The organism is Paracoccus suum (genome assembly GCF_003324675.1).
Classification (GTDB): Bacteria; Pseudomonadota; Alphaproteobacteria; order Rhodobacterales; family Rhodobacteraceae; genus Paracoccus; species Paracoccus suum.
On the sequence record NZ_CP030918.1, the window covers coordinates 2,568,616 to 2,589,970 of the forward strand.

Below are 21,355 nucleotides of genomic sequence, written 5' to 3' on the forward strand. Positions count from 1 at the left end.
GGCGCGCTCGGAGTGGCGGGCTAGGCCTGCGCCGCGTGCCATTCGGCATCGATCTCTGTCAGCAGCGCCCTCGCCCGCGTGGTGATTTCGCTTGCCATGCGGGCCGGGAGGGGCGGCAGCGCGCGATCGCCGCGGTAGACCAGATACCAGGTCCGGTCGATCGGCAGGCCGGCGGCGTCCAGCAGGACCAGGCGTCCGGCCCGCAACTCATCCGTGACTGTGTGCAGTGACAGAAACGCGATGCCGAGACCGGCGAGGACCGCCTGCTTGATCGTCTCGTTGCTGTCCATCTCGACAAGCCGGTAGTCGCGGCCCTCGCCGATTCGGTCCAGATAGCGGGTCATCAGCGTACGCGTGCCCGAGCCCGGCTCGCGCGCAAGGAACACCTCGTCAGCGAGATCGGCGCCGGTGACGCCACGCCGCCCGTCGAGGCGGTGGCCAGCCGGCAGCACGATGCCGTGCGGGTGCGGGCCGAGATCGCTCGCGACGACCACCGGCTCGCGCGGGGGGCGACCCATCAGCGCCAGGTCGATGGCGCCCGAGGCCAGGCCCTCGATGGTCGCCTCGCGGTTGCCGACGCTGAGAGCAATCTCGGCCCCCGGCATGGCATCCATCAGGTTGCGCACCAGCCGCGGGGCGAAATACTTGGCGGTGGAGACGACGCCGAGGACCAGCCGGCCCACTTCGCCGCGCCGCAGGGCGTCAATCTCGGCCCCAGCGCGGTCCATGGCCGCGTCAATACGCCGCGCCGCGTCGATCATCGCCTGCCCCTCCCAAGTCGGGACGAATCCCGCGCTGCGGTCGAACAGCGGCCCCTCGATCGCACTTTCCAAGCCCGCCAACTGGGCGTGAATCGCCGGCACAGTCAGGCCGATCCGGCCCGCGGCAAGCGTCAGCGAGCCGTTATCGCTGACGGCGAGCAGGGCGCGCAGCTGTTTCAGGGTCACCGCGTCCATGCGTATCATTCAGATTTCCTGAAAAGCGATTTCCTATAATTATATTTCCTTGAATATTCCCCGTCGTCAACCTGCCCTCTATCGGGGAGGTTCGATCATGACGGCACAACAACCTGGCAGCGTACGGATGTTCGACGGGCTGCCGTCGGAACTCGGGGATACGCTGGCCCGGCTGGCCGCGGTCGGGGCCAGAATCAGCCGCCGCATCGCCCGCGGCGGCCTTGAAGAACACCTGGCGGGCGCGGTCGGCACCAACGCCGGCGGCGATGGTCAGAAAGCGCTCGACCTGATCGCCGACGAGGCCTTTCACGCCGCGCTCGAAGGCTCGGCGGTTCGCTGGGTCGCCTCTGAGGAGCGCGAGGAAGCAAGCCCCATCAACCCCGCTGGCAGCCTGGCCCTGGCGATCGACCCGCTCGACGGCAGCTCGAACATCGAGACGAATGTCTCGATCGGCACCATCTTCGGCATCTATCCGGCCGAGGCGACGGCCGAGGCCAGCTTTCTGCGCCCGGGCCATGAGCTGATCGCGGCGGGTTACATCATCTACGGTCCGCAATGCGCGATGATTATCGCGACCCCCGGCGGCGTGCGCTGCGCCATCCTCGATCCCGACAGCGGCGGCTTTGCCCCCGCCCCCTTACTCCGGGACATCCCCGAGGGATCGTGCGAATACGCGATCAACGCCAGCAACTACCGCCACTGGCCGGCGCCGATCCGCGCCTACGTCGATGACATGGTCGCCGGCAGCGACGGGCCGCGCGGGCGCAATTTCAACATGCGCTGGATCGCCTCGCTGGTGGCAGAGCTGCATCGCATCCTGATCCGCGGCGGGGTTTTCCTCTATCCCGGCGACGACCGGCCCAGCTATGCGCAGGGCCGCCTGCGCATGGTCTACGAGGCCGCGCCCGTCGCGTTTCTGGTTGAGGCCGCCGGAGGGGCCGCCACCGACGGTTGCGAGCGTATCCTCGATCAGGTGCCCGGCAGCCTGCACGCCCGCACGCCGCTGGTGTTCGGCGCCCGCGACAAGGTCGCCCGCGTCGCCACCTATCACGACCTCGACGACACCGAAACTTCGGCGCTGTTCACCCGGCGCGGCCTGTTCAGGAGCTGATTGATGAGCCGCAAGCATCCCGTCATCAGCGTCACCGGCAGCTCAGGCGCGGGCACCTCGACGGTCAAGCACACCTTCGACCAGATCTTTCGGCGGGAGGGCATCAAGGCCGTCAGCATCGAGGGCGACGCCTTCCACCGTTACAACCGCGCCGAAATGAAGGCCGAGCTGGAGCGGCGCACCGAGGCTGGCGAGCACAGCTTCAGCCACTTCAGCTTTGACGCGAACGAGTTGGAAAAGCTGCAGGAGGTGTTCCGCACCTATGGCGAGACCGGCACCGGCCAGACCCGCAACTACGTCCATGATGAAGCGGAGGCCGAGCGCCTTGGAACGCCGCCGGGCCATTTCACCCCCTGGCGCCCGCTGGAGGAAGGCTCGGACCTGCTGTTCTACGAGGGGCTGCACGGCGCGGTCATCAACGGCACGGTCGATCTGCCGGCGCTTTCGGACCTGACCATCGGCGTCGTGCCAGTCATCAATCTGGAATGGATCCAGAAAATCCACCGCGACCGGGCCCAGCGCGGCTATTCGACCGAGGCGGTCACCGACGTGATCCTGCGCCGGATGCACGCCTATGTGCACTGTATCTGCCCGCAATTCACCGAAACGGACATCAACTTCCAGCGGGTGCCTGTCGTCGATACCTCCGACCCGTTCATCGCGCGCTGGATCCCGACCGCAGATGAAAGCTTGGTCGTCATCCGGTTCAAGTCCCCACGCGGCATCGATTTTCCCTACCTGACCCAGATGATCAACGGCTCGTGGATGAGCCGGGCGAACAGCATCGTCATCCCCGGCAACAAGCTGGACCTCGCGATGCAACTTATCCTGACGCCGCTGATCCTGCGGATGATCGATACGGCAAGAAAGGCGTGATCCGATGAATACCCATGTGACGCCGAAAACCTATCGCGTGACCATGGCCGAGCGCGCCATGGCCAACGCCATCCGCGCCCTGACAATGGACGCGGTGCAAGCGGCGAACAGCGGCCATCCGGGGATGCCGATGGGGATGGCGGACGTGGCGACGGTGCTGTTCGACCGCTTCATGCGCATTGACCCGGCCGATCCGCGCTGGCCCGACCGCGACCGCTTAGTGCTGTCGGCCGGCCACGGCTCGATGCTGCTCTATGCCATCAATCACCTGCTGGGCTACGCCGACATGCCGGTGGAAGAACTGAAGCGTTTCCGGCAACTGGGGGCGCTGACGGCGGGCCATCCCGAATACGGCCATGCGGGCGGGATCGAGGTGACCACCGGGCCGCTGGGCCAGGGCATCGCTACCGCGGTCGGCATGGCGCTGGCCGAACGCATGGCCGAGGCGCGCTGGGGCAGCGAACTGGTCGATCATTGGACCTATGTCATCGCCGGCGACGGCTGCCTGATGGAGGGGATCAGCCACGAGGCGATCGACCTCGCCGGTCATCTGGGTCTCGGGCGGCTGATCGTGCTGTGGGATGACAACAAGATCACAATCGACGGCGGCACGGAGTTGTCGACCTCGACCGATCAGCGCGCGCGCTTTGCCGCCGCTGGCTGGCACACCGTCGCCTGCGACGCCCATGAGCCCGAAGAGATCGCCGCCGCGATCGAGGCCGCGCGGGCCGATCCTCGCCCCTCGCTGATCGCCTGCAACTCGATCATCGGCTGGGGCGCGCCCTCAAAGCAGGGCGGCCACGACGTGCACGGCGCGCCGCTGGGCGCGGACGAGATCGCCGCCGCGCGCGGCTATCTGGAATGGCCGCACGAGCCCTTTGTCATCGCCCCCGAGATCTATGAGAAATGGCACGCCATCGCCCGGCGGGGGGCAGAGGCCCGCGCGGCATGGCAGGCGCGGCTCGCGGCCTCGCCCCGTCGCGCGGCGTTCGAGGCAGCCCAGGCGCGCGTCGGCGAGGAGGCGCTGGCTAAGGCCATGGACTCCTACAAGGCCCAACTCTCGGCCGACATGCCCAAGTTCGCCACCCGCAAGGCTTCCGAGATGGCGCTGGCCGTGGTCAACACCGCCCTGCCCGAGACGATCGGCGGCAGCGCCGATCTGACCGGATCGAACCTGACGCGCACCAAGGGTATGCGCCCCGTCACGCGCGCCGACTATGGCGGACGCTACATCCACTTTGGCATCCGCGAACATGGCATGGCGGCGGCCATGAACGGTATCGCCCTGCACGGCGGCTTTCGCCCCTACGGCGGCACCTTCCTGGCCTTTGCCGACTATTTGCGGCCGGCCATCCGGCTGTCGGCGCTGATGGGCGTGCCGGTCACCTATGTCATGACCCATGATTCCATCGGCCTCGGCGAGGACGGCCCGACCCATCAGCCGGTCGAGCATCTGGCCAGCCTGCGCGCCATTCCCAACCTGACCGTGATCCGCCCGGCGGATGCGGTCGAGACCGCCGAGGCATGGCAGATCGCCATGACCGCAACGGCGACACCGACCCTGCTGGTGCTGTCGCGACAGAACCTCCCGACGGTGCGTGACACGCATGAGCAGGCGAACCTGACGGCGCGGGGGGCCTATCCTCTGCGCGGCCCAGCGCGCCGTCAGGTGACCCTGATCGCCACCGGTTCGGAGGTCGAGATCGCGCTCGCCGCCGCCGACCTGCTGGAGGCCGGGGGAATCCGCGCCGCGGTCGTCAGCGCCCCCAGCTTCGAGTTGTTCGCGGCCCAGCCCGAGGCCTACCGCGCCGAGGTGCTGGGCGAGGCGCCGCGCGTCGGCGTCGAGGCCGCGATCCGGCAGGGCTGGGACGGTCCCATCCTGCGCACCGGAGACGGTTTTGTCGGCATGACCGGATTCGGCGCCTCGGCCCCTGCCCCGGACCTCTACCGCCATTTCGGTATCACCGCCGAGGCAGTCGCCGACATCGCCCGCAAACTGATCAAGGAGTAAGCCCCATGGCCCTCATCACCCTGCGCCAATTGCTGGATCACGCGGCAGAGCACGGCTACGGCGTGCCCGCCTTCAACATCAACAACATGGAGCAGGGCCTCGCCATCATGGAGGCCGCCAAGGCCACCGACGCGCCGGTCATCATCCAAGCATCGCGCGGCGCGCGGTCCTACGCCAACGACATCATGCTGGCCAAGATGATCGAGGCGCTTGCCGCGATCTATCCGGGGATCCCGCTCTGCATGCACCAGGACCACGGCAACGACGAGGCGACCTGCATGACCGCCATCCGCCACGGTTTCACCAGCGTGATGATGGACGGCAGCCTCGAAGCCGACGGCAAGACCCCGACCAGCTACGACTACAACGTCGCGATCACCGAGCGGGTCTCGCGCATGGCCCATTGGGTCGGCGCTTCGGTCGAGGGCGAGTTGGGCGTACTCGGCAGCCTCGAGGGCGAAAGCGAGGCCGAGGACGGCCACGGCGCGGAGGGCAAGCTGGACCATTCCATGCTGCTGACGGACCCCGACCAGGCGGTCGATTTCGTCGCCCGCACCGGCGTTGACGCCTTGGCCATCGCCTGCGGCACCAGCCACGGCGCCTACAAGTTCAGCCGCAAGCCGGACGGCGAAATCCTTGCCATGAAGGTGATCGAGGAGATCCACCGCAAGCTGCCGAACACGCATCTGGTGATGCATGGCAGCAGCAGCGTGCCGCAGGAGTTGCAGGACATCATCAATTCCCATGGCGGCGAGATGCCCCAGACCTTTGGCGTGCCGGTGGACGAGATCGTGCGCGGCATCCGCCACGGCGTGCGCAAGGTCAATATCGACACAGATGCGCGCATGGCCATGGCCGGCCAGTTCCGCCGCATCGCGGCCGAGCACCCGCGCGAGTTCGACCCCCGCAAGTTCCTCAAGCCCGCGATGGACGCCATGCGCGACATGTGCCGCGAACGGCTGGAGGCCTTCGGCACCGCCGGCAACGCCAGCAAGATCAAGGTCATACCGATGGACGAGATGGCCAAACGCTATGCGTCGGGGGCGATGGGCCCGGCTGTGACTGCGGCCCGCGCCGCGTGAAATGAAGGAGGGGACCATGGACGACATGACCGCCGCTGGTGAATCCAAGACCGAGATCACCGACAAGAAAAAGCGCTACGCCGCAGGGGTGCTGAAATACGCGCAGATGGGTTACTGGGACGGCGACTACCAGCCCAAGGACACCGACCTGCTGGCGCTGTTCCGCATCACGCCGCAGCCGGGGGTCGACCCGATCGAGGCCGCCGCCGCCGTCGCCGGCGAAAGCAGCACCGCCACCTGGACCGTGGTCTGGACCGACCGGCTGACGGCCTGCAACCAGTACCGCGCCAAGGCCTACAAGGTCGAACCTGTCCCCGGCCAGCCGGGCCAGTACTTCTGCTATGTCGCCTATGACGTGATCCTGTTCGAGGAAGGCAGCATCGCCAACCTCACCGCCTCGATCATCGGCAACGTCTTCAGCTTCAAGCCGCTGCTGGCGGCGCGGCTCGAGGACATGCGGCTGCCGATCGCCTACTGCAAGACTTTCAAGGGTCCGCCCACCGGCATCGTGGTCGAGCGGGAGCGCCTCGACAAGTTCGGCCGCCCGCTGCTGGGCGCAACGACGAAGCCCAAGTTGGGCCTGTCGGGCAAGAACTATGGCCGCGTGGTCTATGAGGGTCTGGTCGGCGGCCTCGACTTCATGAAGGACGACGAGAACATCAACAGCCAGCCCTTCATGCACTGGCGCGACCGGTTCCTCTACGTGATGGAGGCGGTGAACAAGGCGCAGGCCCGCACCGGCGAGGTCAAGGGCCACTATCTGAACATCACAGCCGGCACGATGGAGGAGATGTATCGCCGCGCCCAGTTCGCGAAGGAACTGGGGTCGGTGATCGTCATGATCGACCTCATCATCGGCTACACCGCGATCCAGTCGATCAGCGAATGGTGCCGGCAGAACGACATGATCCTGCACCTGCACCGCGCGGGGCATGGCACCTACACCCGCCAGAAAAACCACGGCATCAGCTTCCGCGTGATCGCCAAGTGGATGCGCCTTGCCGGGGTCGACCACATCCATGCCGGCACCGCGGTCGGCAAGCTGGAGGGCGATCCCATGACCGTCCAGGGCTTCTACAATGTCTGCCGCGAGACGCATAACGAGGTCGATCTGCAGCGCGGGTTGTTCTTTGAGCAGGACTGGGCCGACATCAAGAAGGTCATGCCGGTCGCATCCGGCGGCATCCATGCGGGGCAGATGCACCAGCTGCTGGACCTTTTCGGCGATGATGTGGTGCTGCAGTTCGGCGGCGGCACCATCGGTCACCCGATGGGCATTCAGGCCGGCGCCACCGCCAACCGCGTCGCGCTGGAGGCGATGGTCAAGGCTCGCAACGAGGGTGTCGATCTGAAGACCGAGGGCCCCGAGGTGCTACGCAAGGCCGCCAAGTGGTGCAAGCCGCTGGAAGCCGCCTTGGACGTCTGGGGCAACATCACCTTCAACTACACCTCGACCGACACCTCGGACTTCGTTCCGACCGCCAGCGTCTCGTGAGGGAGGACAAGATGCGTATCACCCAAGGCTGCTTCAGCTTTCTGCCCGACCTGACCGACGAGGAAATCAGCGCCCAGGTCGAATACTGCCTGTCCAAAGGCTGGTCCGTGGGGGTCGAGTTCACCGACGAGCCGCACCCCCGCAACACCTTCTGGGAGATGTGGGGTCATCCCATGTTCGACCTGAAGGACCCCAAGGGCGTGATGATAGAACTGGATGCGTGCCGCAAAGCGCATCCGGACGACTATATCCGGCTGAATGCCTTCGACAGCACCCGCGGCTTCGAGTCGGTGGTGATGAGCTTTATCGTCCACCGCCCCCAGGTCGAGCCGACCATTCGCATGGTCCGCACCGAGGTCGACGGCCGCTCGATCCGCTACACCCATGAGGTCGTGCGCTGACCCCTGTGGCCGGGGGAACCCCCACCCCCGGCCGCCCAAGACCTGCCCGGCCACGAAGAAGGAGCGCCGTGATGGACGATGTCGCCAGCGAGCCGAAACCCACCGCCATCGACCTGCGGGCCGAATTCGAAACCTCGGGCGTGCGCGAGGTGCTGGAGGAACTGGACGCCGAGCTGATCGGCCTCGAGCCGGTCAAGCAGCGCATCCGCGAGACGGCGGCCCTGCTGCTTGTCGACCGCGCGCGCAAGGCGCTGGGGCTCGCCCATGACACGCCGACGCTGCACATGTCCTTCACCGGCAATCCCGGCACCGGCAAGACCACCGTCGCGCAAAAGATGGCCGGGCTGCTGCATCGCCTCGGCTATGTGCGCAGGGGTCACCTGGTCAGCGTCACCCGCGACGATCTGGTCGGCCAGTACATCGGCCACACCGCGCCCAAGACCAAGGAGGTGATGAAGCGCGCCATGGGGGGCGTTTTGTTCATCGACGAGGCCTATTACCTCTATCGCCCCGACAACGAGCGCGATTACGGCCAGGAAGCGATCGAGATCCTGCTGCAGGTGATGGAAAACAACCGCGACGATCTGGTGGTCATCATGGCGGGATATGCCGACCGGATGGACCGGTTCTTTTCCGCCAATCCCGGTTTTCGCTCGCGGATCGCCCATCACATCGACTTTCCCGACTACAGCGACGGCGAGTTGGGCGAGATTTCCGAAAAGATGCTGGAATCGCAGGGTTATGTCTTTGACGCCGCCGCCCGCCGCGCAATGGACGAATATGTCGCCCTGCGCCGCCAGCAGCCGCATTTCGCCAATGCCCGCTCGATACGCAACGCGCTTGACCGGGCGCGGCTGCGCCAGGCGAACCGATTGTTCGAAGGGCGCGCCCCGGTTGACGCCGCCGCCCTGTCGACCATAACCGAGGCCGATCTGCGGGCCAGCCGGGTATTCTCGGGCGGGCTCGACCCGGATGGCAACCGCGCGAGGGACCAATGAGCTTTGACCGTTCCATCAAGATCGCCCCGTCGATCCTCAGCGCAGACTTCGCCGACTTCGGGGCCGAGATCCGCGCGGTCGAGGCGCAGGGCGCCGACTGGGTGCATGTCGACGTCATGGACGGACACTTCGTGCCCAACATCACGTTTGGCCCGCCCGCGGTCGCCGCGTTTCGCAAGCATGTCGGCACCGTCATGGACGTGCATCTGATGATCGCGCCCGTCGATCCCTATATCGACGCCTTCGCCAAGGCGGGCGCCGACATCATCACCGCCCATGTCGAGGCTGGCCCGCACATCCACCGCACCTTGCAGGCGATCCGCGCCGCGGGCTGCAAGGCCGGCGTCGCGCTGAACCCCGGCACCCCGGCCGAGTCGGTGGCCGAGGTGCTGGACATCGCCGATCTGGTTTGCGTGATGACGGTGAACCCCGGCTTCGGCGGGCAGAAGTTCATCGACATGACCGGCAAGGTCCGCCGCCTGCGCGAGATGATCGGCGACCGGCCTGTCCATATCGAAATCGACGGCGGCGTCGATCCGACGACTGCCCCGCTGCTCGCCAAGGCCGGCGCTGACGTGCTGGTCGCCGGCAGCGCGGTGTTCCGCGGCGGCTCGGTCAGCAACAGCGCACCCTATGGCGACAACATCCGTGCCATCCGCCGCGCGGCCGAGGAGGCGGTGGGACTTTATGCCTGAGGCCCTTATCTTTGATGTCGACGGCACCCTTGCCGAGACCGAGGAAACCCACCGCGCCGCCTTCAACGAGGCTTTTGCGGCGGCCGGCCTCGACTGGCATTGGGACGTTGCCCGGTACCAGTCGCTGCTCGAGACGGCGGGCGGCAAGGAGCGTATCGCCCGCTATGTCGCCGAGGAGGGGCTGCCCGCCCCGGACATCGCTGCCCTGCACCGCGACAAGACCCACCGCTACGCGATGATGATCGCCGCGGGCCACATCGCGCCGCGGCCCGGCATCACCCGCCTCGTGGCCGAGGCGCGGCGCGCCGGCTGGCGTCTGGGCATTGCCACGACGACGAGTCGCCCCAATATCGACGCGCTTTCCCTGGCGCTGTTCCAGCGGCCGGCCGACGAAGTCTTCGATGCCATCGCCGCCGGTGACGAGGTGCCCGCGAAAAAGCCCGCGCCCGATGTTTATCAACTGGCGCTGCAGCGCCTCGGGGTGGCAACGCAGGATGCCGCGGCGGTCGAGGATTCCTTCGCCGGCCTTTGTGCCGCTCGCGCCGCGGGCCTCGCCTGCGTGGTCGCGCCGGGCCGCTATACCACGTATCAGGACCTGTCCGGGGCTGACCTGTTGCTGGAGGATCTGGGCGATCTGCGCATTGCCGACATCGCCACGCTGATCCGGGTGCAGGCATGAGCGTCATCTTTGACCTCGATGGCACGCTGGTCGACAGCGCGCCCGACATGCACGCCGCGATGAACCGCGTCCTCGCGGCGCAGGGCCATGCACAGATGCCGCTCGAACAGGTGCGCGGCTTTATCGGGAACGGTGTTCCGACGCTGGTGCGCCGCACCATCGCCTCGGCGGGTGCGGCCGAGGATTGCTATGACCGCTGGCACGACGACTACATGGCGGCCTATGCCGAGGGGATCTGCGAGACGACCGTCACCTATGACGGCATGATCGCCGCGCTCGACGATCTGTCTGCTGCCGGCCATCGCCTCGGGGTCTGCACCAACAAACCCCAGGCGTTGTCCGACGCGTTGCTGGCCGCGCTTGGTCTGGCAGGCCGGTTCGACGCCGTTCTGGGCGGCGATACCACTTTCGGCCGCAAGCCCGACCCGCAAGGACTGATCGAGGTCGCGCGGCGGCTGGGCGGCGGCCCGATGATCATGGTCGGCGACAGCCCGGCCGACGCGGGTGCCGCGCGGTCGGCCGGGATGCCGATCCTGCTTTATACCGGCGGCTACCGCGACCTGAGCGTCGAGGCGATTGCCCCGGACGCGGCCTTCGACCACTGGTCGGAACTGCCCGCCCTGATCGCTGCCCGGCTTTAATCCGGGGCGCGCAGGACCGGGGTAAAGCACAGCACTTCGGCCTCGGCCGCCGCGCTTTGCAGGTCGCGCGCGAAAGCATTGTTGAACTCGGCCGAGCGGAAAACCTCGGCGCGCTCGCCACTGGTCTGACGCATGGCGAGGACGGTCTCGGCCGCCACATATCGCTTGTAGGGCAGCACCGAGGCGATGTGGTCGATCGCGCAGGAACATTCCGACAGCGCCTGCCGGGTCTGCCCGTTGGCGGCCATGCAGGTAAAGACATAGTCCGCCCGCGCCTCGGTCGGGTAATCGTTCAGCGCAGCCGCGGGGTCCGCGCCGAGCGCTGTCATCAGGGCGAGCGCGATCATGGCGCCACCCGGGTCAAACGCAGGGCGTAGCCCGGGGCCGTTGCGGCAAGGGCGGCGATGGGCAGGGAGGGATCGGGCGCGAGGTCGATGGTCAGGCTGAGCGCGTCAAAGCCGCGCATCCTCGCCGCGTTGGGATCGCCTGCGAGCGGCCGAAGCGTGACACGCTGCGCGCTCCCTTGCGTGGCCGAGCCTTCCGGCGCGCTACCGGTGGCGCTTGAGTCGCCCTTTGTGCCACCATCCGCCGGCGCAGCGCCGGTTGCACCGCTCGCCTCAGTCGCACCAACCGCTGGCGCGGCGCCCACTTCGCCACCCTTACGCATCGCGTCCTTGAACCGGTTGCGGATGTAATCCGGATTGCCGCCGGCCAGTGCCGAAACATTCCGAGTCGCGGATTCCAGGAAATAGACCAGCACCGGGTCCATGCCATTGGCCGGGTAGCGCCCGACGACTCGCTCGGTCCCGCTCGCGGTCTCGCGCATCTCCAGCATCGGATCGCCGCCGTCCGGATCGGTCACCGGAACGACCGAAAGCAGCCCGTCCGCCAGCGGCGCAAAGCCTGCGGCCGCCTTGCCCTCGCGCACCAGCCGCCAGGCCAGCGGGGCCTTTGCCGCTGCCCCGGCGAGGTCGCGGTCCGCAAAGATCAGCCGGTCGCTCTGCGACGCCTTGTCGGGCAGGCTGGCCCCGCCGGTTGCCAGCACGGCCGCCGCCATCGCGGCTGCCATCACGGCCTTGCGCATCATGAACGCCTCCCCCCTGACTTGTACCTCCAGCCTGCCACGCCGGGACGGCTCCGGGAAGGGCATCCCCCCTCCCCCCTTGGTCGCAGACGCGCGGGATCAGCGTTGGGCCATGATCGCGCCGGCGATGGCGTGGCGCAGCGCCTCTGCCGTCACCGGCTTCAGCAGCAGCGGCACGTCGAGGCGACCGCAGGCGCGCGCTACCTCGGCTGAATCATGGGCCGTGACCATCAGCGCCGGGACGGGCCCCAGCCGCTCGCGTAGCGCGGCGATGGCAAAAAGGCCGGTGTCGCCGTGATCGAGCTGGTAATCGGCAATCACGATATCGGGCCGCAGGCCGGGGTTGGCGTCCAGCACCGCCTCGGCCTCGGCGCTTGAGGCCGCGACATGAACCGTCATGCCCGCCCGGTCACGCAGCTGGATCGCATAGGCGCGCTGCAGGCTGGGGTCATTCTCGATCAGGATCGCGCTGAGGCCGGTCAGGACAGGCGTTTGCGCACTCGGCTGTGGCGCCGTCGCCCAACCGCCTACCGGCGGCGGATCGGCGGCGTTCTGCACCAGCGGCAGGCCGACGCGGAACAGCGTGCCTCGTCCGGGCAGGCTGTCCAGATGGATGGGATGGCCCAGCTTCGCGCAAGCTCGCCGCACGATGGCAAGGCCGAGGCCCATGCCCGGCGCCGCCCCCTCGCCCGGGCCGCGCTGGAACTCGTCAAAGATCCGCGCCCGGTCGTCAGCCGCGATGCCGATGCCGCTGTCACGCACCTCCAGCCAGACCCGCGCCCCACGCCGCCGTGCGCCAACCAGAACGCCGCCCTCGGGCGTATACTTGATTGCGTTCGACACGAGGTTCTGGGTGATGCGCCGCAGATAGGCCGGGTCGCTGTCGACCACGGCCCGGGTCGGGGCGAATACCAGCCGCAAGCCGCGCGCTTCGGCTTGGGGCGCGTATTCGCGCGCCAGCCGGGTGAACAGATCGCCCAGCGCGACCGGCTGGCGGCTGAACTCGATCCGCTGGGAATCGAGGCGGCTGATCTCCAGCACCGCCTGCATAAGTTCCTCGACCGACTGCACAGCGCTGCCGAGTTGCTCGACCAGTTCGGCCTGTGCGGGTTGCAGCGATGAGTCGCGGATAGCACCCAGAAACAGCCGCGCGGCGGCAATCGGTTGCAGCAAATCGTGCCCTGCGGCGCGCAGGAACCGGGTTTTGGACCGGTTCGCCTCCTCGGCCGCCTCGCGAGCAAGCGCCAGTTCGCGGTTGCGGTTCGACAGATCGAGCAGCGCGCGTTCCAGATCGCGGGTCCGGGCGTTGACCTCCTGCTCCAGTGCCACGGCGGCCTGGAACATCGACCAGCCCGTGCCCTTGGAGGCCTCGAGCCGCTCGACCCGGTCCATCAGCACCTCGTTGATGCGATTGAGCTTGCCGGCCCGGTCGTTCGGGTCGGCAGGCGCTGCCTCAACTGTGATGCGCTTCTGGTCGGGCTCCATGCCTCGCCTCTGGTCGCGGGACCATTCAGGCCGCCGCCACCGGATGCGCGCCTGGAATACTGTCGCCGCCCTCGCCGCTCTGCGGGGGATCATCGGGCGGAAGGAAGGCCATGCCAACGAAAGTCTGGTTCACATGCATGCCGTCATGCAACTCGCCATAGGTGTTGAAGCCGGCGATGTTATAGCGAGAGTGCAGCCTGGCCACCTCATCCTGCAGGCCGGCCTCCTCCAGTGCAAGGCGGCGCAGGATGCAGTCGAACCCGAGGATCAGCGCCGGCGGCCGTGCCAGCCGGTCGAGCGCATCGGCAAAGCCGCGCAGCAGGTCCTCGGCCCGCCCAAGGCTGAGGACGGTGCCGATGTCGATCGCAGCCAGCATCTGCAGCCCGCCATCGGGCCGCGCGCCGCTGATGGCACGCACATGGTTGCGCCGGCCCATGCGCAGCAGCAACGGATGGCGCGCGAAATCGACCGGCGTCAGGCGGGTCGGGTCCAGGCCGGCGAGGCGGGCATACTCCTGCGCGGCGGGCTCTGCGTTCAGCTCCATGATGGTATGGGTGGCGGGATCGGCACCCGTGACGACACAGCGCCCCTCGGTCGGGGAAAAGGGCGCGTAAGCCAGCTCCTCGACCGGCAGGTCGGTCGCCATCATGCACACGATGGCCGCGTCCGAGGTGACTTGGCCCTCGTGCATGACCAGTACGTCGGCAAAGGTCAGCCCGTTACCGCCAAAGCCGCCGATCACCGGCAGCCCCGGCAGCGAGGCGTCCAGCGCCGCCGCAAGCACGTTTTCGTGCCGCGATTGCCCGTCCGCCAGAACGAGGCCCAGCATCGTGGCGCGGCCGCGCTGCGACAGCCGGGCCGAGGCCGCGCGCAGATCGGCCATCCAGCGCGCGACGCCCGACATCGACAGCTGTGCGAGGGCGACCGTCTCGACGGCGAAGCCCGTGGCGGGAAAGGCGATGGCGACGAGCCCGCCTTGGCCATACCCGCTTTGCGTGATCTCCCCCGCGCTGGAACAGCCCGCCAGATGGCAACTGCCGGGCAGCAAGGCCCGCAGGGCCTCGGCGACAGGCGCCAGTTGGGACGCGGGCGAGGCGAACAGCAACACCAGGGAAGGCCCCAGCGGCGCCGCAAAGCCGGCGATCCGTTCTGCGGCCTCGTCCGGCGCAAGTCCCCCTTCCAGGCTCAGCGCCCGTGGCAGCCCGTCGCCCACCGGCGTTGCCGGCGGCTCGCCCCCGAGGGGCACGGACCGGCTCATTGCGCGGCAGTCTCGAACAGTTTCGCGGTATTGGCGAGCAGCACCGCCTGTGTCCGGCGGCGAGCGTTGATCTTGGCCATGATGGCGGTGATGTGGGTCTTGACCGTCGCCTCGGCGATCGACAGCTCGTAGCTGATTTCCTTGTTTGCTTTGCCGGCGCAGATCAGGCGCAGGATGCGCATCTGTTGGGGGGTCAGCGTCGCAAAGCGGCGCATCAGTTCGGCCTGGGCATCCGCGGCGGGCCGGGCGGCGGGATCATAATCCTCGGGGACGACCACCTCGCCGGCCCACATCCGGCGAAACGCCTCCAGCATCGCCTCGCGCGACAGCGCTTTCGAGATGAAGCCGCGCGCACCCGCATCCAGCACGGCGCCGATCCATTCCGTGTCAGGTGTGGCCGAGATAACGGTGATCGGCACCTCGGGCAGCAGGCGGCGCAGGGTCACGATGCCTTCGGTGCCCGACGCATCGGGCAGGTTGAGATCGAGGATGACGGCATCCGGCGTCCCTTCACGCACCGCCTCGACCGCCGTGGCGAGGTTCCTCGCCGTGCGCGTGCGGCGCAAGCCAAAGGCCATCTTCAGCGTCAGGGACAGCGCATCGCACATCAGCGGGTGGTCGTCGACGATCAGCAGCGTCTCGACCCGCGCCGGGACCGCGCCCGCTCGCGTCCGGCTTGCCAATTCGGCCTCGGACATCCCCACCCCCTTCGTTGTGTCTTGTGAGGCTAGGCCAAGGAGGCAGCCGATCAAGCAAAATCCCCGACTTAGCCGGGCACTTACGACAATAGTCGTATTATCAGGCAAGGCCCGGTGCGCAGAGCAACACGCATAGTCCAAGGCCATCTGCGGTGGCCGAATGGCGCGCGCTTTCCTCGCGTTACGAAGAAGGGTTCAGGCCATCGGCGAAAACCCGCAGGGGTGAAAGTCGATGCGATCAGACTGCTGAAACCCAGCAATGGCTCGCCGCGAAGGCTTTTCACGTCAACGCAAGGGGCCTCGGGCCCCCCCCCCTGCCGCCGGCCGCGCCCCATGCCCCGCCGCGCGGGCCGTGACACCGTCAACCGATTGCGGCACATGATCCGATCAATGACGACGACTACGCACCCAGCCGCCCCCCTGGCGCCCCAAAAACGACGAGTGCCGTCCCCCGTCCGGGCGCGCGTCTTCCTGTTGCTGCAAGGCCCGCACGGACCATTCTTCGACCGCCTCGGACGCCTGCTGCGGGCCGCGGATGCGCAGGTCTGGCGCGTAGGCTTCAACGCCGGGGATGCTTTCTTCTGGACCGATCCCGGCCATTACATTCCCCACACGGAGCCGGTCGAGAATTGGCCTGCGCATCTCGAAAGGCTTATCGTCGAAAAGGGCGTCACGGACCTTGTCCTCTATGGCGACGTCCGCCCGGTCCACGCCGCCGCCCGCAGCGCCGCCGCGGAGCACGGCCTGACGTTGCATGTCTTTGAGGAGGGTTATCTACGGCCCTTCTGGATCACTTACGAGCGCGGCGGCTCGAATGGGCATTCGCGGCTGATGGAGCTGGACCTGACGGAAATGCGCCGCGCAATGCGTGGACGCCGCGGCGACATGGGGCGCCCGCCCGCGCATTGGGGCGATATGCGCCAGCACAAGTTTTATGGCGCCCTCTACCATGCGCTGATCCTGGTCGCGAATCGCGAGTATCCGGCGTTTCGCAGCCATCGCAGCATCCCGGTGCTGCGCGAGTTCCGGCTGCACCTGCGCCGCTTTCTCAGCACCCCCTATGTCGCAGCCGCCCGCGCCCTCGCAGAGGCGCGAGTCCGTCGGGGCGGCTTTCCCTATGACCTGGTGCTGATGCAACTCGAGCACGACGCCAGCTTCCAGGCGCATTCACCATTCACGACCGCCGCCGAATTCACCGGGCTGGTGATCGAGGCCTTCGCTCGCAGCGCCCCGCGCCATCACCATATCGTCTTCAAGGCCCACCCGCTGGAGGATGATCGCGGCAGCATCCGGGCCACCATCGCGGCCCAGGCCGAGGCGCATGGGGTCGGCCACCGGGTCCATTTCATCCATGGCGGCAAGCTGGCCCCGCTGGTCGCGCAGGCGCGCGCGGCGATAACCGTCAATTCGACCGCCGCCCAGCAGGCGCTGTGGCGCGGCGTGCCCGTGCTGGCGCTGGGCCGCGCGGTCTTCGACAAGCCCGGCCTCGTCAGCACGCAGAGCCTCGATGATTTCATGGTCAACCCCGAGCGTCCGGACGGCCGCGCCTACCGGGCATATCGCGACTATCTGCTCGAAACCTCCCAGGTGCCGGGCGGCTTCTACGCGCGGCACTCGCGCGCAGCCGCGCTGCGGCTGGTCGTGGACATGATGCTCGCGCCCGAGGATCCCTATGACGCCTTGCTGCTGTCGGGTGGAACCTATCGCCAGCGGCCCGGATCGGACGAGGGATGAGGTGCTGGCCGCCCCGACCGGAGGGGTTTGCGCCAGCGTCAAATCACGCGAAGCGCGGGCCCGGAGTTCAACCGCAAATGGTTCTCTGGCGAGCCGGCGCCAATGCCGAGAAATCCTGTGGAATGTTCAAGAACTCCTCGCTAGATTGCTATGTAATAGACACGCCAGACTGGTGGCCCGGCCGCCATAACCGGCGCCGAATACGGGACAGGAGCCTTCAGTGACCCAGATTGGCCATTCGACTGCCTACGGCGGTCTTAGCAGGCGCGCTGCCCTCACCGGCTCGCTGGTAATTGCATCGCTCATTCTTTCGGGCTGCGCCCTGCCGCGCTCGGGCCCGAACAAGAACGAGATTTACGCCGGTGCGGTCGAGCGTGGCGGAAATACCAATATCATTTACGTCAACGATCACGTTGCCCGCGCAGCGAATTATCAGCCGAGCTACGGCTTTGGCGCAGACTTCCTGAATGCGGCGCCCGTGCAGGCCGACGACATCCGCCCCGGCGACACGCTCGGCCTGCAGATCTGGGAGAACGTCGACGATGGCCTGCTCGCCTCGCTGGGCCAGTCCTCGACCCAGTTGCAGACGCTGCAGGTGGACAGCCAGGGCTATATCTTCGTGCCCTATGCCGGCCGGGTGAAGGCGTCGGGCAACTCGCCCGACTCGCTGCGCCGCATCATCACCGACCGCCTCGCCAGCCAGACCCCCGACCCGCAGGTGCTGGTTACCCGCGTTGCCGGGGACGGCGCTACAGTTTCGGTGGGCGGCAAGGTCACCGGCCAGGGGGTCTACCCGCTGGAGCGGCCGACCCGCACCCTGTCGGCGATGCTGGCCAAGGCCGGCGGCGTCGCCATCGACCCCGAGATCGCGGTTGTCACCGTCAAACGCGGCAATGCCACCGGCAAGGTATGGCTTAAGGACCTCTATGCTAACAGCCGCAACGACATCGCCCTGCGCGGCGGCGACGTGATCCTCGTCGACGAGGATCAGCGCAGCTTTACCGCGCTCGGCGCGCTGGGCGGCCAGACCAAGGTCCCGCTCGGCTCGGAGGAGGTCAGCGCGATCGAGGGTATCGCCTTGGTCGGCGGCCTCAACTCCAGCATCGCCGACCCGACGGGCGTGTTCATCCTGCGCGACGAGCCGGAATCCGTTGCGCGCCGCGTAATGGGCAATCCGTCTCTCTACGGCACCCAGCGCTTTGCCTATGTGCTGGACCTGACGCGCCCGAACGGGCTGTTCCTCGCCCGCGACTTCCTGATTCGCGACGGCGACACCGTCTATGTCACCGAGGCGCCGTTCACGCAGTTCAGCAAGGTCATCGCGGCGATCACCGGCGCTGCCAACTCGGCCCGCTCGATCGAGGCGGTCGGCACCAACTGACCCGATGGCGCAGGGCGGCGAAACCACGCGCCGCCTGTGCGTCTACACGGCCGGCTTCTGGCGCGGGCCGCGGCTGGCGCGGATTCTGCAACTCGCAGGCTGGCACGTAGCTCTGGGTCTGCCGCGCGAGGGCGACGCCGTCGGCGGTTGGGGGGCCAGCCCCCGCGCCTGGCGCGGCGCGGCGGTGGCACGGCGTCGCAATGTCCCGCTGGTACGAATCGAGGATGCCTTCCTGCGCTCGGTCCTGCCGGGACGCGCGCGTGGCACACTCGCGCGGCGAGGGCCGCTGGGGCTGCTGATTGACCCGGTAGGGCTACATTTCGATCCCAGCGCCCCCTCGCTGATCGAGACGCTGGTGACCGACGGCGCTGCCGCCGGCAAAGTCGCCGAGGCTGAGGCTATGATCGCCCGGCTGCAGGCGGCCGATCTGTCCAAATACAATGCCCATGACCCCGCCGCCGCGCCAGCCCTGCCGCCCGGCTATGTGCTGGTGATCGACCAGACCCGGGGCGACGCCGCGCTGCGCGGGGCGGATGCCGCACTGTTTCGCACCATGCTGGCCGCTGCGCGGACCGAGAATCCTGGGCAGCCGATCCTGATCCGCACCCACCCGGAAACCGCGGCCGGCCTGCGCCCCGGCCACCTGACCACCGCCGATCTGCGCCCGGGCGATGCGCTGTGTGATCGTCCGGTGTCGCCTTGGCGGTTGGTACGCGACGCGGCCCGGGTTTATGCGGTCTCCTCGCAACTCGGGTACGAGGCCATGCTGTCGGGCCATCGCCCGCGCCTTTTCGGCCAGCCGTTTTATGCCGGCTGGGACCTCAGCGATGACGAGCCCGGCGAGGCTGACCTGTCGCGCCGCGGCAGCGCTAGCCGAGCCGAACTGTTCGCCGCCAGCCACCTTATGGCGCCGGTCTGGTATGATCCCTGCCGCGACCGGCTGACCGATTGCGAGGGTGCCGTCCGACAACTCGAGGTCGAGGTGGAGGCCTTCCGGCAGGACCGCCACGGTCATCTCGCCTACGGCATGCGGTTGTGGAAACGCGGGGGAATTGCCCGCGCTTTCGGTCAGGGCGGGCGGGTCCGGTTCACCGACCGGCCGTCGGGGAAAGTCACGCTCGTCTGGGCCAATCGCGCCGCCGCCCTGCCGCCGCGTCCTGCCCCTGCTGGGGCAAAAGATGGTGCGGCATCGCATTTATTGCAGGTGGAGGACGGCTTCCTGCGCTCGCGAGGCCTTGGCGCGGCACTGACGCCGGCCCTGTCGCTGGTCGCCGACGACCTTGGCATCTACTACGACCCCACCGGCCCAAGCCGTCTCGAAGCCCTGATCCGTGCCCCACTACCCCCCGGCGGTGCGGCGCGAAGCGAGGCGCTGATAGCTCGCCTGCGAGCCGAGGGAACCAGCAAATACAACCTCTCCGGCAGCGCGCCCGAAATCGTGGCGGCGGGACGACGGGTGATCCTCGTGCCCGGGCAGGTCGAGGACGACGCCTCGATCCGCCTCGGCGCGGGCCGGGTGCGGACCAACCTCGGCCTCCTCGCGGCGACGCGGGCGGAAAATCCGCACGCCTTCATCGTCTGGAAGCCCCATCCCGATGTCGAGGCCGGCCTGCGTCCCGGTGCTGTCCCCGCGCACGCCCTCGCCGGGCTTGCGGATGTCACCGCCCCAGGGGCCAATCCGGCAGCCCTCCTTGCCCAGATTGACGAGGTCTGGACCATGACCTCGACTCTCGGGTTCGAGGCGCTGATCCGCGGCGTTCCGGTCGTCACCCTGGGCGCACCTTTCTACGCCGGCTGGGGCCTAACGCGTGATCTGGACACGGTGCCGGAGCGCCGCCAGTCGCAGCACGATGGGCCGGCTGGCCGGCCGGACCTGCGCCGCCTGGTCCACGCGGCCCTCATTGCCTACCCCCGATATATGGACCCACGCTCGCATCTGCCCTGCCCGGTCGAGGTGGCGCTGGACCGGTTGGCTGACCCCAGCCGTCCCGCGGGCGGCCCGATGCTGCGGCTGCTGGCCAAGGCGCAGGGCGCGCTCGCCTCGCAGGCCTGGCTGTGGCGCTAACCCGTCCGGCGTGCTAGCGCGGCGCACCGAAAACACACCGCCAACGGAGGCTGAGCCGTGTTCGACTGGATCGCTGCGCTGATAGACCGCGTAGGTCCCCTCGGGGTCGCGCTGCTGATGTTCGCCGAGAACGTCTTTCCACCTATTCCGTCCGAACTGATCATGCCGCTGGCCGGATTCAACGCTGCGCAGGGCCGGATGGGGTTGGTCAGCGTCATCATCGCCGGCACCATAGGCAGCGTTGCCGGCGCGACGCTGTGGTACGCCCTCGGCCGCGCCGTCGGCCCGGAACGAGTGCGGCGTCTGGCCGAGCGACACGGTCGCTGGCTGACCATTACCCCGGCCGAAGTCGACCGCGCTCAGGTCTGGTTTGACCGTCACGGCGCATTGGCCGTCCTTTTCGGGCGCCTGGTGCCTGCGGTCCGGACGCTGATCTCGATCCCGGCGGGCCTCGCACGGATGCCGCTGGGTCCGTTTCTGCTGTGGTCGACCCTCGGCAGCCTCGGCTGGACCACGCTTCTGGCGGTCGCCGGCTGGATGTTGGAGGGGGCGTATACGCGCGTCGAGGGTTGGGTCAACCCGATCTCGACCGCGGTCGTGATCGCCCTTGTCGCCATCTATATCTGGCGCGTCGTCACCTGGGGCCGCCGCCGCTAACTGGCGGCCTGCGAAAGCAGGCAGACGTGTGATCGCGCCGTTCCAATC

20 protein-coding genes are annotated in these 21,355 nt (G+C 68.0%); 14 read left to right on the forward strand and 6 right to left on the reverse strand.

Annotation, left to right across the window (positions count from 1 at the left end; genetic code table 11):
* Positions 1–20: 20 nt before the first annotated feature.
* Positions 21–956, reverse strand: coding sequence for a LysR family transcriptional regulator (locus DRW48_RS12580; protein ID WP_241963266.1), 936 nt, complete (start codon positions 954–956; stop codon positions 21–23).
* Between the two features lie 97 nt (positions 957–1,053).
* On the opposite strand from DRW48_RS12580, the gene DRW48_RS12585 reads away from it, so the two are divergent.
* The 10 genes from DRW48_RS12585 to gph all read left to right on the forward strand — a co-directional run bounded on the left by DRW48_RS12585 (position 1,054) and on the right by gph (position 10,945).
* Positions 1,054–2,067 carry a class 1 fructose-bisphosphatase gene (locus DRW48_RS12585; RefSeq protein ID WP_114076725.1) on the forward strand — a complete coding sequence of 338 codons (1,014 nt, stop codon included), beginning with the start codon at positions 1,054–1,056 and terminating at the stop codon, positions 2,065–2,067.
* 3 nt (positions 2,068–2,070) lie between these two features.
* Positions 2,071–2,943 (forward strand): phosphoribulokinase, encoded by an 873-nt coding sequence (locus tag DRW48_RS12590; protein WP_114076726.1) that lies wholly within the window; start codon positions 2,071–2,073, stop codon positions 2,941–2,943.
* 4 nt (positions 2,944–2,947) lie between these two features.
* Entirely contained in the window at positions 2,948–4,954 is a 2,007-nt protein-coding gene (gene tkt, locus DRW48_RS12595) for a transketolase (protein WP_241963267.1), read from the forward strand.
* Between the two features lie 5 nt (positions 4,955–4,959).
* Positions 4,960–6,036 carry a class II fructose-bisphosphate aldolase gene (gene fba, locus DRW48_RS12600; RefSeq protein ID WP_114076727.1) on the forward strand — a complete coding sequence of 359 codons (1,077 nt, stop codon included), beginning with the start codon at positions 4,960–4,962 and terminating at the stop codon, positions 6,034–6,036.
* 25 nt (positions 6,037–6,061) lie between these two features.
* Positions 6,062–7,531, forward strand: a complete 1,470-nt coding sequence (locus DRW48_RS12605) for a form I ribulose bisphosphate carboxylase large subunit (protein ID WP_114077558.1) — start codon at positions 6,062–6,064, stop codon at positions 7,529–7,531.
* 11 nt (positions 7,532–7,542) lie between these two features.
* Entirely contained in the window at positions 7,543–7,932 is a 390-nt protein-coding gene (locus DRW48_RS12610; protein ID WP_114076728.1) for a ribulose bisphosphate carboxylase small subunit, read from the forward strand.
* 71 nt (positions 7,933–8,003) lie between these two features.
* The gene (gene cbbX, locus DRW48_RS12615) at positions 8,004–8,930 is read left to right on the forward strand and encodes a CbbX protein (RefSeq protein WP_114076729.1); all 927 of its coding nucleotides are present in this window, start codon (positions 8,004–8,006) and stop codon (positions 8,928–8,930) included.
* A complete protein-coding gene (rpe, locus tag DRW48_RS12620) occupies positions 8,927–9,625 on the forward strand; it encodes a ribulose-phosphate 3-epimerase (RefSeq protein ID WP_114076730.1) in 699 nt (232 codons plus the stop codon). The genes cbbX and rpe overlap by 4 nt, the downstream gene beginning before the upstream one ends.
* Positions 9,618–10,304, forward strand: coding sequence for an HAD-IA family hydrolase (locus tag DRW48_RS12625; RefSeq protein ID WP_114076731.1), 687 nt, complete (start codon positions 9,618–9,620; stop codon positions 10,302–10,304). The genes rpe and DRW48_RS12625 overlap by 8 nt, the downstream gene beginning before the upstream one ends.
* Positions 10,301–10,945, forward strand: a complete 645-nt coding sequence (gene gph, locus DRW48_RS12630; RefSeq protein ID WP_114076732.1) for a phosphoglycolate phosphatase — start codon at positions 10,301–10,303, stop codon at positions 10,943–10,945. Before DRW48_RS12625 ends, gph begins: the two co-directional genes overlap by 4 nt.
* Here the strand turns inward: gph and DRW48_RS12635 are convergent.
* The 5 genes from DRW48_RS12635 to DRW48_RS12655 form a co-directional block, all read right to left on the reverse strand.
* A complete protein-coding gene (locus tag DRW48_RS12635) occupies positions 10,942–11,292 on the reverse strand; it encodes a hypothetical protein (RefSeq protein ID WP_114076733.1) in 351 nt (116 codons plus the stop codon). The genes gph and DRW48_RS12635 overlap by 4 nt on opposite strands.
* Positions 11,289–12,032, reverse strand: coding sequence for a hypothetical protein (locus DRW48_RS12640; protein ID WP_162784762.1), 744 nt, complete (start codon positions 12,030–12,032; stop codon positions 11,289–11,291). The genes DRW48_RS12635 and DRW48_RS12640 overlap by 4 nt, the downstream gene beginning before the upstream one ends.
* A gap of 96 nt (positions 12,033–12,128) precedes the next feature.
* The gene (locus tag DRW48_RS12645) at positions 12,129–13,514 is read right to left on the reverse strand and encodes a hybrid sensor histidine kinase/response regulator (protein ID WP_114076735.1); all 1,386 of its coding nucleotides are present in this window, start codon (positions 13,512–13,514) and stop codon (positions 12,129–12,131) included.
* Positions 13,515–13,539: 25 nt separating this feature from the next.
* Positions 13,540–14,772, reverse strand: a complete 1,233-nt coding sequence (locus tag DRW48_RS12650; protein ID WP_114076736.1) for an FIST N-terminal domain-containing protein — start codon at positions 14,770–14,772, stop codon at positions 13,540–13,542.
* Complete coding sequence (locus DRW48_RS12655; protein WP_114076737.1) at positions 14,769–15,470, reverse strand: response regulator; 702 nt, start codon at positions 15,468–15,470, stop codon at positions 14,769–14,771. Before DRW48_RS12655 ends, DRW48_RS12650 begins: the two co-directional genes overlap by 4 nt.
* Positions 15,471–15,911: 441 nt before the next feature.
* Between DRW48_RS12655 and DRW48_RS12660 the strand changes: the two genes are divergently transcribed.
* The 4 genes from DRW48_RS12660 to DRW48_RS12675 all read left to right on the forward strand — a co-directional run bounded on the left by DRW48_RS12660 (position 15,912) and on the right by DRW48_RS12675 (position 21,307).
* The gene (locus DRW48_RS12660; protein WP_241963268.1) at positions 15,912–17,204 is read left to right on the forward strand and encodes a capsule biosynthesis protein; all 1,293 of its coding nucleotides are present in this window, start codon (positions 15,912–15,914) and stop codon (positions 17,202–17,204) included.
* Positions 17,205–17,433: 229 nt separating this feature from the next.
* Positions 17,434–18,585 (forward strand): polysaccharide biosynthesis/export family protein, encoded by a 1,152-nt coding sequence (locus tag DRW48_RS12665; protein ID WP_479684910.1) that lies wholly within the window; start codon positions 17,434–17,436, stop codon positions 18,583–18,585.
* Positions 18,586–18,589: 4 nt separating this feature from the next.
* Complete coding sequence (locus DRW48_RS12670) at positions 18,590–20,650, forward strand: capsular polysaccharide biosynthesis protein (RefSeq protein WP_114076739.1); 2,061 nt, start codon at positions 18,590–18,592, stop codon at positions 20,648–20,650.
* A gap of 57 nt (positions 20,651–20,707) precedes the next feature.
* The gene (locus DRW48_RS12675) at positions 20,708–21,307 is read left to right on the forward strand and encodes a DedA family protein (protein WP_114076740.1); all 600 of its coding nucleotides are present in this window, start codon (positions 20,708–20,710) and stop codon (positions 21,305–21,307) included.
* Positions 21,308–21,355: the final 48 nt, after the last annotated feature.